The 534-nt window shown below is 45.0% G+C and carries 2 rRNA genes; both read left to right on the top strand.

The features are described from left to right. Positions 1 to 188: ribosomal RNA gene (locus tag AC1DSK_RS17495) — 16S ribosomal RNA — on the top strand; the annotation flags it as partial. Between the two features lie 203 nt (positions 189 to 391). Further along, positions 392 to 534 (top strand): 23S ribosomal RNA (locus tag AC1DSK_RS17490); the annotation flags it as partial.

The following is a 534-nucleotide window of genomic DNA, read 5'->3' as shown; positions in this document are numbered from 1 at the left end:
GATCAGCATGCCGCGGTGAATACGTTCCCGGGCCTTGTACACACCGCCCGTCACACCACGAGAGTTTGTAACACCCGAAGTCGGTGAGGTAACCTTTTAGGAGCCAGCCGCCGAAGGTGGGACAGATGATTGGGGTGAAGTCGTAACAAGGTAGCCGTATCGGAAGGTGCGGCTGGATCACCTCCTTTCTAAGGATAATYACGGAATATAGACCTTGGGTCTATAAGTTGACGTTTTGCGTTCAGTTTTGAAGGTTCATCTTCTTTATAGAAGACGATACTTTCTAAAACTTGTTCTTTGAAAACTGGATAAAACGACATTGAAAGCAATAAACATTCAAGTAATTCAACATACAACTTCGGTTGTATGCGTAAGAACTTTTTAACTTTTAGGTTAAGTTAATAAGGGCGCACGGTGAATGCCTTGGCACTAGGAGCCGATGAAGGACGGTACTAACACCGATATGCTTCGGGGAGCTGTAAGTAAGCTTTGATCCGGAGATTTCCGAATGGGGAAACCCACTGTTTTTAATAG

It is taken from the genome of Paenisporosarcina sp. P4_B8, assembly GCF_056402175.1.
This window is presented reverse-complemented; position numbering and strand designations above follow the sequence as displayed.